12 protein-coding genes are annotated in these 12929 nt (G+C 67.5%); 10 read left to right on the top strand and 2 right to left on the bottom strand.

What is annotated here, in order from left to right; all coding sequences use genetic code 11:
- The first annotated feature begins 71 nt into the window (after window positions 1–71).
- From AC50YM_RS07905 to AC50YM_RS07870, 8 genes are all read left to right on the top strand, one after another.
- Window positions 72–956 (top strand): LysR family transcriptional regulator, encoded by an 885-nt coding sequence (locus AC50YM_RS07905; RefSeq protein WP_494956422.1) that lies wholly within the window; start codon window positions 72–74, stop codon window positions 954–956.
- 131 nt (window positions 957–1087) lie between these two features.
- Window positions 1088–2002 carry a 5-dehydro-4-deoxyglucarate dehydratase gene (gene kdgD / locus AC50YM_RS07900; protein WP_494956421.1) on the top strand — a complete coding sequence of 305 codons (915 nt, stop codon included), beginning with the start codon at window positions 1088–1090 and terminating at the stop codon, window positions 2000–2002.
- Window positions 2003–2012: 10 nt separating this feature from the next.
- Window positions 2013–3647: an aldehyde dehydrogenase (NADP(+)) gene (locus AC50YM_RS07895; protein WP_494956420.1), complete on the top strand. Its 1635-nt coding sequence runs from the start codon at window positions 2013–2015 to the stop codon at window positions 3645–3647.
- Window positions 3644–4972, top strand: a complete 1329-nt coding sequence (locus tag AC50YM_RS07890) for an enolase C-terminal domain-like protein (protein ID WP_494956419.1) — start codon at window positions 3644–3646, stop codon at window positions 4970–4972. The genes AC50YM_RS07895 and AC50YM_RS07890 overlap by 4 nt, the downstream gene beginning before the upstream one ends.
- Window positions 4973–5121: 149 nt before the next feature.
- Entirely contained in the window at window positions 5122–6042 is a 921-nt protein-coding gene (locus tag AC50YM_RS07885) for an AEC family transporter (RefSeq protein ID WP_494956418.1), read from the top strand.
- A gap of 95 nt (window positions 6043–6137) precedes the next feature.
- Window positions 6138–7265 carry an L-talarate/galactarate dehydratase gene (locus AC50YM_RS07880; RefSeq protein ID WP_494956417.1) on the top strand — a complete coding sequence of 376 codons (1128 nt, stop codon included), beginning with the start codon at window positions 6138–6140 and terminating at the stop codon, window positions 7263–7265.
- Between the two features lie 10 nt (window positions 7266–7275).
- Window positions 7276–7989 (top strand): FadR/GntR family transcriptional regulator, encoded by a 714-nt coding sequence (locus AC50YM_RS07875; protein WP_494956416.1) that lies wholly within the window; start codon window positions 7276–7278, stop codon window positions 7987–7989.
- 12 nt (window positions 7990–8001) lie between these two features.
- Window positions 8002–9354 (top strand): MFS transporter, encoded by a 1353-nt coding sequence (locus tag AC50YM_RS07870; RefSeq protein WP_494956415.1) that lies wholly within the window; start codon window positions 8002–8004, stop codon window positions 9352–9354.
- Here AC50YM_RS07870 and AC50YM_RS07865 read toward each other — a convergent pair.
- Complete coding sequence (locus AC50YM_RS07865; protein ID WP_494956414.1) at window positions 9341–10201, bottom strand: SDR family oxidoreductase; 861 nt, start codon at window positions 10199–10201, stop codon at window positions 9341–9343. The two genes, AC50YM_RS07870 and AC50YM_RS07865, sit on opposite strands and share 14 nt — an antisense overlap.
- A gap of 103 nt (window positions 10202–10304) precedes the next feature.
- On the opposite strand from AC50YM_RS07865, the gene AC50YM_RS07860 reads away from it, so the two are divergent.
- Window positions 10305–10715, top strand: a complete 411-nt coding sequence (locus tag AC50YM_RS07860; RefSeq protein WP_494956413.1) for a winged helix-turn-helix transcriptional regulator — start codon at window positions 10305–10307, stop codon at window positions 10713–10715.
- On the top strand, window positions 10712–11608 hold the full coding sequence (locus tag AC50YM_RS07855; RefSeq protein WP_494956412.1) for an MBL fold metallo-hydrolase: 897 nt from the start codon (window positions 10712–10714) through the stop codon (window positions 11606–11608). Before AC50YM_RS07860 ends, AC50YM_RS07855 begins: the two co-directional genes overlap by 4 nt.
- Here the strand turns inward: AC50YM_RS07855 and AC50YM_RS07850 are convergent.
- Window positions 11589–12809 carry an alanine racemase gene (locus tag AC50YM_RS07850; protein ID WP_494956411.1) on the bottom strand — a complete coding sequence of 407 codons (1221 nt, stop codon included), beginning with the start codon at window positions 12807–12809 and terminating at the stop codon, window positions 11589–11591. The genes AC50YM_RS07855 and AC50YM_RS07850 overlap by 20 nt on opposite strands.
- Between the last annotated feature and the right edge of the window lie 120 nt (window positions 12810–12929).

Raw genomic sequence — 12929 nt, 5'->3', positions numbered from 1 at the left:
ATCGAGTGTAGGGAGACGCTATGATGCCTGTCTAAGCCCAAATATGCATCAAGTGATACCCGGAAGGCATTATGTTTACTTTTGACCAGCTGGCCGGATTCATCGCGGTGGCGGAGGAACTTCACTTCGGCCGCGCGGCCGAACGCCTCAACATGACCCAGCCTCCGCTGAGCCGCCAGATCCAGAAGCTGGAGCGCAGCGTCGGTGCCGAGCTCCTCGAACGGGACAACCGCAAGGTTCAGCTGACCCGCGCCGGGGTGGCCTTCCTCGACGAGGCCAGGCGCCTGCTGGCGCTCGCCGAGCGCGCCCCCCTGACCGCGCGGCGTATCGCCTCGGGCCGCTCGGGCCTGCTGCGCATCGGTTTCACCGCGGCCAGCGGACTCAGCATCCTGGGCCCCCTGCTGGAGGAGATCGCCACCCGGCTGCCCGACGTCGACATCGACCTTCAGGAACTGGTGTCCGGTGAACAGATCCAGGCGCTGCAGACCGGGGAACTGGACCTTGGTCTGGCCCGGCCACCCTTTAACAACGACGTGTTTGATTCCCACCTGCTCTACCGCGAGTCGCTGGTCCTCGCCGTCCCGACCGGCCACCCGCTGGCGCTCCTGGGCCGGGACATCGACAACGAGGACCTCAAGGATGAGCCGATCATCATGCACTCGCCGCTGCAGGCGCGGTACTTCTACGACCTCGTCATTCGCACCTTCCCCATCCAGCACGGCAATGTGGTCCATACGGTCAGCCAGATCCTGACAATGGTTTCGCTGGTGGCGGCCAACCGCGGCGTGGCTTTCGTTCCGCACTCCGCAACGGCACTGGGAATCGACGGTGTGGATTTCCTGCCCCTGACGGGCAGCAAAGGCGAACCCGTGGAACTTCACGCCATCTGGAACCGGAAAGTGGAAAACCCCGCACTGGGCCGCCTGCTGACCGAACTCGAGTATCAAATGGAGTGACTACTTCCACGATGCACTCAGGGTATCAATACATACAAAAATGAACTTAGACAGGCATGAGAGCCGAGCCTAGTCTGAAGGGGAACCAGACCACTTGCGCCAATCACGGCGCCCACCCGGAGGACCATATCGTGGCAAAATACACACCCCAGGAACTGGCCAACGCCCTCAAGGAGGGCCTGCTCTCCTTCCCCGTCACGTCGTTCGATGCGCAGCTGCAGTTTGACGAGGAAAACTACCGCAAGCACCTTGCCTGGCAGGCGAGCTTCCCGGTCGCGGGTCTGTTCGCCGCCGGCGGCACCGGCGAAGGCTTCTCCCTGACACCGGCTGAATCGGAACGGGTGGTCCGGGCCGCCGTTGACGAGGTGGGAGCGCGCGTACCTGTCCTGGCCTCCGCCGGCGGATCCACCGCCCAGGCCATCGAAAACGCCCAGGCCGCCGAAGCCGCCGGGGCCGAGGGCATCCTCCTGCTCCCGCCGTACCTGACCGAGGCGGACCAGGACGGCCTGATCGACCACGTCGGCGCCATCTGCCGGTCCACCTCGCTCGGCGTCATCATCTACAACCGCGCCAACGCCATCTACAAAGACACCACCGTCGCCACCCTTGCGGACCGGCACGAAAACCTGATCGGCTTCAAAGACGGGGTCGGCGACCTCGAACACGACGCCCGTGTCTACGCCAAGCTCGGCGACCGGCTCTTCTACCTTGGCGGGCTTCCCACGGCCGAAACGTTCGCGCTGCCGCTGCTCCAGCTGGGCATGAGCACCTATTCCAGCGCGATGTACAACTTCGTCCCGCAGTTCGCCCTGGATTTCTACCAGGATGTCCGCAACGTAGACCGCATGGCCGTCAACAAGAAGCTCAACGACTTCGTGATCCCGTACCTGGACATCCGCGACCGGGTCAAGGGCTACTCCGTCTCCATCGTGAAGGGCGGCCTCGACGCCATCGGCCGTTCCGCCGGCGGAGTCCGCCCGCCGCTGCAGAACCTCGCGCCGCAGGACCTGGCCGATCTCAAAGCACTCATCGCAACCGTTTCCTAGGAGAAACCCCTTGACCCTCACCGGACACTCCCTGATCGCCGGCCGGCCGCTCGCCGGCAACGGCAACACCACCTTCGGCGTCAATCCCGCCACCAACGAAAAGCTCGAACCGGCCTACACCCTGTTGACAGAGCAGCAGCTGACGCAGGCGACCGCGGCAGCCGCGGAGGCCTTCGCCTCGTTCAGCACCCTGGACCCGGAAACCCACGCCGGCTTCCTGGAGGCCATCGCCAACAACATCGAAGCCATCGGCGAGGAGCTCATCACCCGGGCCAGCCAGGAAACCGGCCTGCCCGCCGCCCGCCTGCAGGGCGAGCGTGCCCGCACCACCGGCCAGCTCCGCCTCTTCGCCGGTGTCGTCCGCCAGGGAGATTTCCGCGGCGTCCGGATCGACCCCGCGCTGCCGGACCGCGCGCCGCAGCCGCGCGCCGATATCCGGCAGCGCCAGATCCCGCTTGGACCGGTCGCGGTCTTCGGCGCCAGCAACTTCCCGCTGGCCTTCTCGACGGCGGGCGGAGACACCGCCTCCGCCCTCGCGGCCGGCTGCCCCGTGGTCTTCAAGGCCCATAACGCCCACCCCGGCACCGGCGAACTCGTCGGGCAGGCCATCGCCAGGGCGGTCGCGGACTTCGAGCTGCACCCCGGCGTCTTCTCGCTGGTCTACGGTCCGGGCAGCAGCATCGGCCAGGCCCTCGTGGCAGATCCCGCGATCAAGGCCGTCGGTTTCACCGGCTCGCAGACCGCCGGCATCGCCCTGATGCGCACCGCCGCCGCGCGGCCCGAGCCGATTCCCGTCTATGCGGAGATGTCCTCGCTCAACCCGGTGTTCGTCTTTCCCGGAGCCCTCACCGGCGACGTCGACGCGCTGGCTGCGCAGTACGTTGCGGCCGTCACGGGCAGCTCCGGGCAGCTGTGCACGTCCCCCGGGCTTTTGTTCGCGCCGGCCGGTGAGGCGGGCGACAAATTCGCTGCCGCCGTCGCCCGGGCCGTCTCCGGCTGCGCCGGGCAGACCATGCTCACCGCCGGGATCGCCGGATCCTGGCATGCCGGAGCGGAGGCGCTGGGATCCGCGGCAAACGTCAGCGTCCTCGGGGAAGGCGTCGAAGGGACGTCGAAGAACGCCCCCGCTCCCGCCATCTTCGGCGCCAGCGTCGCCGAGTTCGTCGCCAACCACGTGCTGCACGCGGAAATCTTCGGCGCCGCCAGTCTGGTAATCCGCTTTTCCACCACCCAGGAACTCGTCGACGCCGCCAGCCGGCTTGAAGGCCAGCTCACCGCGTCACTGCAGCTCACCGAGGCGGACTACCCCGCGGCGGCTCCCCTGGTCACGGCGCTGGAGCGGAAGGTTGGCCGGATCATTGTCAACGGCTGGCCCACCGGCGTTGAAGTCGGGCACGCCATGGTCCACGGCGGCCCCTTCCCCGCCACCTCGGACACCCGGACCACCTCCGTCGGCAGCCTGGCTATCAACCGGTTCCTGCGGCCCGTTGCGTACCAGAACCTGCCGCCGGAACTTCTCCCCGTGCCGCTCCGGGAGGACAATCCGTGGCGGCTGAACCGCCGGATCAACGGCGTCGTCGTCAACTCCGCAGCGGAAGAAGCAGCAGAGCCGGCCGCAGCACTGAAGACGGAGGTCAACGCGTGACAACCCAACCCACCATCGTCCGGGTCGAAGTCGTCCCCGTCGCGGGCCACGACAGCATGCTGATGAACCTCAGCGGCGCGCACGGCCCGTTCTTCACCCGCAACATCGTCATCATCACCGATTCTGACGGCCGGACCGGCCTCGGTGAAGTGCCGGGCGGGGAGAAGATCCGCACCACCATCGAGGAGGCGGGCAAGCTGCTCACAGGCCTTCCGGTGGCACGTTACCGCTCCCTGCTCCGTGGCGTTTCGACGGCGTTCGCGGACCGGGACACGGGCGGCCGGGGTCTCCAGACCTTCGACCTGCGCACCACCGTCCACGCCGTCACCGCCGTCGAATCCGCGCTGCTGGACCTCCACGGACAATTCCTCGGCGTCCCGGTCGCCGAACTCCTGGGCGACGGACAACAGCGCAGCTCGGTGCCCATGCTCGGCTACCTCTTCTTCATCGGCGACCAGGGCAGGACGGATCTGCCGTACCTCGTGGAGGCAGCGCCCACGGACGGGTGGGAAAGGCTCCGCCGGCACGAAGCCATGACCCCCGACGCCGTCGTGGCCCTGGCCGAAGCCGCACAGGAGCGTTACGGCTTCACCGACTTCAAGCTGAAGGGAGGCGTACTCTCCGGCGACGCCGAGGTCGACGTCGTCACCGCCCTGGCCACGCGCTTCCCGGAAGCACGGATCACCCTTGACCCCAACGGCGGCTGGCTGCTTGCGGAAGCCATCCGGCTTGGCAAGCGGATGCAGGGCGTGGTGGCCTACGCCGAGGACCCCTGCGGCGCCGAGGGCCGGTTCTCCGGCCGGGAGGTGATGGCGGAGTTCCGCCGCGCCACCGGGCTGCGGACCGCCACGAACATGATCGCCACGGACTGGCGGGAAATGGCGCACGCCATCCGCAGCAACGCCGTCGACATCCCGCTGGCGGATCCGCACTTCTGGACGATGCACGGCTCCGTCCGGGTGGCACAGCTGTGCAACGAGTTCGGCCTGACCTGGGGCTCGCACTCGAACAACCACTTCGATATCTCCCTGGCCATGTTCACCCACACCGGAGCGGCCGCTCCGGGGGAAATCACCGCCCTGGACACGCACTGGATCTGGCAGGACGGCCAGGGCCTGACCAGGGAACCGCTGCAGATCCGGGACGGCGCCATTGAGGTCCCGGACGCCCCGGGCCTGGGGATCGAGCTGGACCGGGATGCCCTGGACAAGGCCCACCAGCTGTACCAGGAGCACGGGCTGGACGCCCGCGACGACAGCATCGGCATGCAGTACTACATTGAAGGCTGGGCGTTCGACCCCAAGCGGCCCTGCCTGGTCCGCTAGGCGGCCCGGCCAGGCGCCCCGGCCAACAGCGGCACCCCGAATCCCGCACGGCCCGAGCCCAGCGCAAACGGGAGACGGCCGTGCGGAAACCAACCCCGGCATCAACCCCGGCCGGATACCGGCCGGAAGCTACTTTCGAAGGACCAATTTTGGGCGGCGTCGTCTCCGGAATTCTGATCGTCTCCGCTGTCATCGCTGTCGGCTATTGCGCCGCGCGGCTGCGGATCCTGGGGCCCGAGGTCCAGGGGGCCCTCACCCGCACGGCGTTCTACGTCACCAACCCGGCCCTGCTGTTCACGGTCGTGGCCGGCAGCGACATCCGCGCCGCGCTCGGCACCGACGCTCCGCTGGCGCTGCTCTCCGCGGCGGCTGTGGGGCTCCTCTACTGCCTGCTCAGCTTTCTGTTCTTCCGGCGGCCGGTGGCCGAAACCGCCGTCGGGGCCATGGCCAGCAGCTACGCCAACGCCAACAACATCGGCATTCCGGTGTCCCTCTACGCCGTGGGCACGGCACAGCATGTTGCCCCGGTGCTGTTGGTCCAGATCCTGGTCATGGCCCCGTTCTACCTGACCGTCCTGGGACTGGCCGGAGGTGCCAGGATCTCCTGGAAAAAGCAGCTGCTCCAGCCGTTCGCGAACCCCATGATCATCGCGTCCGGGCTGGGCGCCGCCGTCGCCCTGACCGGCTGGCACGCTCCCGAGCTGCTGCAGAAACCCATCGACATGCTCGCCGGCGGGGCCGTGCCCATGGTCCTGATCGCTTTTGGGCTCTCCCTGGCCGGCAAGGCGCCGCTGCAGAAGGGGGACGGCCGCACCGAGACCCTCGTCGCCACCGCCCTGAAACTGGCAGCGATGCCCCTCGTCGTCTGGGCGCTGGGCCGCTTCGTCTTTGGCCTGGAGGGCCAGCATCTGCTCGCCAGCGTTATCATGGCGGCACTGCCCACCGCCCAGAACGTGTTCCTCTTCGCGTCCCCCTACGGCCGGGGCGTGACGATGGCCCGCGACGTGATTCTTTGCACCACCATCCTTAGCTCCGGCGCGCTCCTCGCCGTCGCGTGGCTGCTGGGCTAAATTCCCCGCCGAAACACTTGTTATACAAGTTTGAAGCTTGTAGCCTAAGTAGGTGCGGGGCGGTGCAGCCCGGCAATTACTTCCAGGGAGAATCCATGACCAGCGTCGATCTGATCCGCCACGTAAAGCTTTCCACGGCCAGGCTGCCGCTCGCCGTCCCCATCAGCGACGCCAAAGTGTTCACCGGACGCCAGAAGCCAATGACCGAAGTCGTTTTCCTCTTCGCCGAAATCACCACCGAGCAGGGCCACCGCGGAATCGGCTTCAGCTACTCCAAGCGCGCCGGCGGCCCGGCCCAGTACGCCCACGCCCGGGAAGTTGCCGAAGGCATCATCGGGGAGGACCCGAACGACATCGGCAAGCTGTACACCAAGCTGCTGTGGGCCGGCGCCTCCGTCGGGCGCTCAGGTGTTGCCACCCAGGCGCTGGCGGCCATCGACATCGCACTCTACGACCTCAAAGCCAAGCGGGCCGGACTGCCGCTCGCCAAGTTCCTGGGTTCGTACCGGGACTCGGTACAGACCTACAACACCTCCGGCGGCTTCCTGAACGCCTCGCTCGACGAGGTCAAGGCCCGCGCCACCGTCCTCCTGGAAGAGGGAATCGGCGGCATCAAGATCAAGGTCGGACTGCCCGACACAGCCGAGGACCTCCGCCGTGTCGCCGGAATCCGCGAACACATCGGCTGGGACGTCCCACTGATGGTTGACGCCAACCAGCAGTGGGACAGGGCCACCGCCCTGCGGATGGGCCGCCAACTGGAGGAATTCAACCTCATCTGGATCGAGGAGCCCCTCGACGCCTACGACTTCGAAGGTCACGCGCATCTGGCGCGGATCCTGGACACCCCCATCGCCACCGGCGAAATGCTGGCCTCAGTCGCCGAACACAAGGGCCTCATCAACGCCGAGGGCTGCGACATCATCCAGCCCGATGCCCCGCGCGTCGGCGGCATCACCCAGTTCCTCCGCCTCGCCGCCCTCGCGGACGAGCGCGGACTGGGCCTTGCCCCGCACTTTGCCATGGAAATCCATCTCCACCTCGCGGCTGCCTACCCGCGCGAGCCGTGGGTGGAGCACTTCGACTGGCTGGATCCGCTCTTCAACGAACGCCTCGAAACCAAGGACGGCCGCATGCTCGTTCCGGACCGCCCCGGCCTGGGTATCACCCTCAGCGACCAGGCGAGGGCCTGGACGACCGAGTCGGTGGAATTCGGCAAGTAACCTTGAACCCATGAGCCGGAACCTGACCGCAGACCTAGCCGCCGACCTTCGCATGCGCATCGTCGACGGCGTGATCCAGCCCGGCGGCAAGCTCCCCAGCGAGAACACCCTGATCAGCGAGTTCGGCGTGAGCCGGACCGTGGTGCGGTCCGCGCTCACCCGCCTGCAGGCCGAAGGGCTGGTCGAAACCGAACGGGGGCGGGGCAGTTTCGCGCTGACCCCTCCCCAGGCGGACGCACTGCCGGTCCCCGGCAACCGGCCGGTGGCCAGCCTGGCGGACCAGGTGAAGCTGCTTGAGTTCCGCATCGGCGTCGAATCCGAAGCTGCCGCCCTGGCCGCCCGGAACCGCTCGGAACGGCAACTGCAGGCGGTCCGGAAGGCCCTGGAGGAATTCACCGCCAGCGCGGCCCACCCGGCGCACGCCATGAAATCGGACTACGAGTTCCACCGGGCCATTGCGGCAGCGACGGGCAACCCGTTCTATTCCGACTGCCTGGCCCGGCTGGGTCAGACCATGATCGCCATGCCCCGGACCCGGCTGATGACGGGCGGGGAACTATACGTCCGGGAGCATTTCGAGCAAGTGGTGCTGGAGCACGGGTCCATCTATGCCGCCATCGCGGAAGGCGACGGGCCGTCGTCGTCGGCCGCCATGAGGACCCATCTGGCGAACTCCCGACGCCGGCTCCGCACGCCCGCGTCCGGCCGCCGGGACGAACGCTAAGGACCTCTCCGCATGCAGTCTGTCGACACCGCAGTCACGGACGTGGCAACCGCCACGAAGAAGTTCTTTAAGCGCGTGCTGCCCATTCTGCTGGTCATGCTCGTCTGCAACCAGCTCAACCGGTCCAACATCGGCTACGCCCAGGCACAGCTGGAAGCCGACGTCGGCATCGGTGCCGCGGCCTACGGCCTGGGCGCCGGACTGTTCTTCATCGCTTATGCCATCTTCGAGCTGCCCAGCAACGTCATGATGGAAAAGTACGGTGCGAAGATCTGGCTGTCCCGGATCATGGTCAGCTGGGGCATCGTAGCGTTCCTGATGGCATTCGTGCAGGACGAGGCGATGTTCTATGCACTCCGGTTCCGCCTCGGCGCCGCCGAGGCGGGCTTCTTCCCCGCAGTCATCTTCTATTTCGCCCGCTGGGTCCCGGCCGGCCAGCGCGGCAAGGCCACGGCAATCTTCATCGCCGGGTCCTCCGTCGCCGCAGCCATCTCGGGGCCGATCGCCGGGCTGCTGCTCAGTCTCCACAACGTCCTGGGCCTGCGTGGCTGGCAGTGGCTGTTCGGGTTCGAGGGTCTGCTCTCCGTGGTGGTCGGGGCCGTTGTGTTCTTCCTGCTCGACGCAAAAGTCCAGGACGCCAAGTGGCTCAGTGACGGTGAAAAGTCCGCCCTGGCCGCTGCCATCGCGGAGGAGGACGCCCGGCACGCCAGCGTGGGGGAAGGACGGCTGAACCGCTGGAAGATGCTCCTGAATCCGCAAATCCTGCTGCTGTGCGGCATCTACTTCGCCATCCAGCTCTCTGTCTACGCCAACACCTTCTGGCTCCCCAGCATCATCAGGCGGATCCCGGGAACCACGGACCTCAGTGTGGGATTCCTGTCCGCTATTCCATGGGTCTGCGCCATAGTTGCCATGTATTTTGCGGCCAGGTGGCAGGACAAGGCGAAATCCAGGCGGCCCCTGCTGGCGGCGGCCCTGCTGGTCGCCGCGGCCGGAACGCTCGCTGCCGCCGTCGCTTCCCCGGCCCTCGCGCTGGTCTTCCTGTCCGTCGCAGCGATGGGCTTCAAGAGTGCGACTCCCCTGTTTTGGACCATCCCCCAGTCGGGCCTGCATCCGCTGGTCCTCGCACCGGCCATCGCCATCATCAACTCGCTGGGAAACCTGGGCGGCTTTGTGGCCCCCTTCGGTTTCGGCATCATCAAGGAACAGACGGGAACCGTGGTGCCCGGGCTCTTCGCCCTCGCCGCGGCGTCCACCCTTGCCGCCGGACTCGTCTGTTTCGTGAAGGAACGACGGACCGAAAGGGGCCCGAGGGCCCGGCGCGAGGCCGGGCGAATTCCTCAGCAAGCCGTCACCGTCCCGTAGCAGCCCGCACGGCCTCCCGCAGGGACGTTGTGGGCCGGCCGATGAGCCGGCTCAGGTCACCGCTGGTCACTAGCAGCTCGCCGCGGGCGATGCCACGCTCGCTGTCCGCGAGGATAGCCGCATACGCCTCCGGCAGCCCTACCTCAACCAGCACCTCCGTGTACTGCTCCACCGGCAGGTCCTGGTATGTCACCGGTTGCCCGGCGGCGGAGCTGACTTCCTCAGCCAGCTCGCGCAGGGTGAACGGCACGTCGCCGCCGAGCTCGTACACCGTTCCGGCCTGGCCCTCGAGGAGAAGAACTGACGCGGCGGCGCGGGCGTAGTCGGCGCGGGTGGCGGCACTGACGCGTCCCTCACCGGCGCTGCCGAGCACGGCTCCGTGCTGGACGTAGCTGCCCAGCTGATCGGTGTAGTTCTCCAGGTACCAGCCGTTGCGGAGCAGTGTGTACGGCAGGCCGGACTCTTCCAGGGCCAACTCGGTGGCCTCATGCTCGGCCGCCAGCTGCAGGCCGGTGCTGCCGGCATTGGCGATGCTGGTGTAGGCGATCAGCCCAACGCCGGCATCTTTGGCAGCCGCGATGGCGTTCCGGTGCTGCTCCAGCCGCCGGCCGACCTCGCTGCCGGAGATCAGCAGCACCTTTTCGGCGCCCGCAAATGCCTGGCGGAGCGACTCGGGGTCGCTGTAGTCGACCTTCCGGACCTGGACGCCCCGGTCGGCGAGGTCCGCGACTTTGGCAATATCCCGGCCTGCGGCAACGATGTGCCCCGCAGGAACGTTCTGATCGAGGAGGGCTTCAACAACAAGGCGTCCGAGCTGTCCGGTGGCGCCGGTGATAACAATGGTCATGATGGTCCTTTTCACCAGGGGGAATGGCTGACATCCATAGCAACGGCACCGGATCGCCAAAGCTTCCCGGAAGAGAGTACGCACCTTAAAGTAAGGTACTGGTATGGAAGTAAGTATTGAGTTGGGCCTATCCGCCATCGAGGGCGCGGACGGGATCTTTCCCGCCGGTTGTCCCAGCCGGACGGTCCTCGATCACGTCTCCAGCAAATGGGGCGTGCTGATCCTGGTCGCGCTGTGGAACGGCCCTCAGCGCTGGAGCGAATTGCGCCGCCGCGCCGAGGGCATCAGCGAGAAAATGCTCGCCCAAACGCTCAAGACGCTGGAGGGGGACGGCTTCGTCCGCCGCGACGCCCAGCCGGTCATCCCGCCCAGGGTCGACTACAGCCTCACTGATCGGGGCCGCGGGCTTGTTGCCGTACTGCTCCCGCTGGTCACCTGGATCGCCGATCACGCGGGCGAAATCGTCAACGGCCACGGCTCCGCGGGCGCCGTGAACGGAAAACCTGCGCTGTGACCGACCTCGATCTCGACGTGCAATGGTACGCGGGGACGCGGTCCCGCGGAAGCAGTGCGGCGCCGCCGATCCAGGTGCACATGGCCGCGCCCCACACGGTGCTGCTCCGGCAGAGCTTTGCGAGCAATTTCGAGGCACCTTTCCTCTACCTGCTCTTCGGCGAGGACCGCGCCTTCCTCCTAGATACCGGCGCGACGGCGGACGCCACCGAATTTCCGCTCCGGGCCACAGTCGACACGCTCATTGAGGATTGGCTGCGCGGCCACCCCAAGGACAGTTACGAACTCGTCGTCGCCCACTCGCACGCCCACGGGGACCACGTCGCCGCGGACGGGCAGTTCACCGGCCGGCCCCGCACCCGGGTCGTGGGACACACCGCCGGCGAGGTAGCGGCGTTCTTCGGAATCGACAACTGGCCCCAGGGCACGGCCCGAATGGACCTTGGCGGCCGGGTGCTTGACGTGATCGCGACGCCGGGGCACCATCCTTCCGCCGTCGCCATCTACGACGAGGCCACAGGCATGCTGCTCACCGGCGACACGGTGTACCCTGGCCGGCTCTATGTGCAGGACTTTCCGGCGTTCCAGGATTCGTTGCGCAGGCTCTGCGATTTCAGCGCCTCGCACCCGGTCCGTGTGGTGCTCGGCGCCCACATCGAAATGCCGGCCCGGCCGTTCAGGGACTTTCCGCTCGGCTCGACCTGGCACCCCGGTGAAGCGCCGCTCCCGCTGACGGCCGGGGACCTGGAGTCGGTTCGGGATGCGGCCGCCCAGGTCGCCGGCCGCCCCGGGGCGCACCGGTTCGCCAACTTCATCATCTGGAACGGGCCCTGCCGGCGGGAGTCCGCGGTCCAGGCCGTCAGGCTCCTCCTGTTCAGGGCCTTTGGCCGGTAGCGCTCCCCGGGGCCAGGGACGAACGGTGGAAGTCCGTGTGCCACACATCGATGGTTCGCCCGTTGGCGTCGGTGACGACGTATTCGGGCCAGCGGTCGAAGGCCGAGCAGGGGTGGGAGATCCCGAAGTCGACCACATCCGTGACGTCCAGCCCGCTCACCCCGGTGAGGACTGCGTGATGGTCGAAAAGATTGCGCACGACCGCGGCTGCCCCAGCCTTGGGGGCGCCGTCCGCGGTGCGGGCTGACAGGAAGATCGGCAGTCCGGCGTCGTAGGGCAGGTCCCGCTTACCTGCACCGACGACGGCCATTCCCTCCTCCGGGACGGACAGGACGACGGCCCGGACCGACAGCGCGGGAACCAGGCCCGGTACCGGACTGACCGCCGCATAGGTGCCGTGATCGTGGGTGACATAGCAGCCGGACCGGAGGATCCTCCGGGTCTTGGGCACCAGGCGGTCATCGGGAAGGTGCTCCACCACGCGGTCCGGGAACGCGGACCCGCCCATGGAGTAGATCGGGGCGGCTGCCTCAAAGTATCGTGCGGCTGCCACGAACACGTCCCGCACCAGCCGGCAATGCCGGTCGACCCCTTCGATCGTGGACTCCGCCCTGGTGTTGGGCACCACGCCCTCGTACCCGGCAACGCCTGCGAGCCGGAGGCCGGGCGTGCCATGGACCAGCTCGGCCAGGCGAAGGGCGTCGCCCAGGCTCCGGGCTCCGGTGCGGCCGCCCGGTGTTCCGACGTCGACCAGCACCTCAAGGCTGACGGCAGCTCCAGCGAAAACCCGGGCCGCCGCGTCAACGCCGGCAGCCGAATCGACGAAGCAGCGGATTTCCCGTCCGGAATCTTGTTCCAGCCATAAGCGGAGGCGCATCAGGCCGTGCCGATCGACCACCTCATTGGCGATAAGGACGTGCCGGTGTCCCCAGTCCAGTGCAGAACCGGCCTGGTCCACGGTGGCCACGGTGACGCCGACGGCGCCGGACGCCACCTGGCGCGCGATGATCGGTGCGGACATCGTTGTCTTGACGTGCGGGGCAAGGTCCACGCCCCGCTGCCGGCACCAGGACGCCATCACCCAAATGTTGTTGGTGAGGGCATCGATATTGAGCCTCAGCTGCGGGTATGCCGGGGCCGTGAGGCTCCCTGCCGCCGCGTCCCTGTCAGGTCCGTTCTGGTGCTGGATCGGGCTGCTCACGAGGCTCCTTTGTGGTGACGGGACAGGTCCGCCGGCCAGGGTTGCGGCAGCGGGAGTCCGATGCGGGCGTTGCGTTGATTGTGTCATGCGCCTTTCCGCGTCGAACCGGCGGGCACACCG

This window comes from Pseudarthrobacter sp. RHLT1-30-1 (assembly GCF_059383415.1).
Note: the sequence above shows the minus strand (reverse complement) of the source record. Positions and strands in the feature narration are given on the sequence as shown.

Bases quoted from the DNA above. Each gene is read 5' to 3' on its own strand.
- AC50YM_RS07905 (WP_494956422.1), top strand. From the start codon at position 72: ATGTTTACTTTTGACCAGCTGGCCGGATTCATCGCGGTGGCGGAGGAA.
- AC50YM_RS07880 (WP_494956417.1), top strand. From the start codon at position 6,138: ATGACCAGCGTCGATCTGATCCGCCACGTAAAGCTTTCCACGGCCAGG.
- AC50YM_RS07875 (WP_494956416.1), top strand. From the start codon at position 7,276: ATGAGCCGGAACCTGACCGCAGACCTAGCCGCCGACCTTCGCATGCGC.
- AC50YM_RS07870 (WP_494956415.1), top strand. From the start codon at position 8,002: ATGCAGTCTGTCGACACCGCAGTCACGGACGTGGCAACCGCCACGAAG.
- AC50YM_RS07865 (WP_494956414.1), bottom strand. From the start codon at position 10,201: ATGACCATTGTTATCACCGGCGCCACCGGACAGCTCGGACGCCTTGTT.
- AC50YM_RS07860 (WP_494956413.1), top strand. From the start codon at position 10,305: ATGGAAGTAAGTATTGAGTTGGGCCTATCCGCCATCGAGGGCGCGGAC.